Annotated in this window: 1 protein-coding gene; it reads left to right on the top strand. The window is 66.8% G+C overall.

The annotated features are described in order from the left end of the window. Nucleotides 1–656: ATP-binding protein (locus IE244_RS41620; RefSeq protein WP_444545089.1), on the top strand; the 656-nt coding region annotated here is incomplete at both ends.

Here is a 656-nt window from a genome sequence, read left to right as displayed (position 1 = left end):
ATCCTGGTGAACTCCAACCCGGCGACGATCATGACGGACCCGGAGATCGCCGACGCCACCTACGTCGAGCCGATCACGCCCGAGTTCGTCGAGAAGATCATCGCGAAGGAGCGCCCGGACGCGCTGCTGCCCACGCTGGGCGGCCAGACGGCCCTGAACGCCGCGATCGCTTTGCACGACAGCGGGGTCCTCGCCCAGTACGGCGTGGAACTGATCGGCGCGCGGCCGGAGGCGATCCGCAAGGGTGAGGACCGTGATCTGTTCAAGGAGGTCGTGGAGGAGGTCCGGCGCAAGATCGGGCACGGTGAGTCCGCGCGTTCGGTGATCTGCCACTCCATGGACGACGTCCTCAAGGGGGTGGAGACGCTTGGCGGTTATCCGGTCGTCGTCCGCCCGTCCTTCACCATGGGCGGCGCCGGTTCCGGTTTCGCGCACGACGAGGAGGAGCTGCGCCGTATCGCCGGCCAGGGCCTCACCCTCTCGCCGACCACCGAGGTGCTCCTGGAGGAGTCCATCCTGGGCTGGAAGGAGTACGAGCTGGAGCTGATGCGCGACAAGCACGACAACGTGGTGGTCGTCTGCTCCATCGAGAACTTCGACCCGATGGGTGTGCACACCGGTGACTCGATCACGGTGGCGCCGTCGATGACGCTGAC

The organism is Streptomyces filipinensis (assembly GCF_014649495.1).
Taxonomy (GTDB): domain Bacteria; phylum Actinomycetota; class Actinomycetes; order Streptomycetales; family Streptomycetaceae; genus Streptomyces; species Streptomyces filipinensis.
The sequence above is the reverse complement of the archived record's forward strand: the minus strand, read 5'-3'. Positions and strand labels throughout refer to the sequence as shown.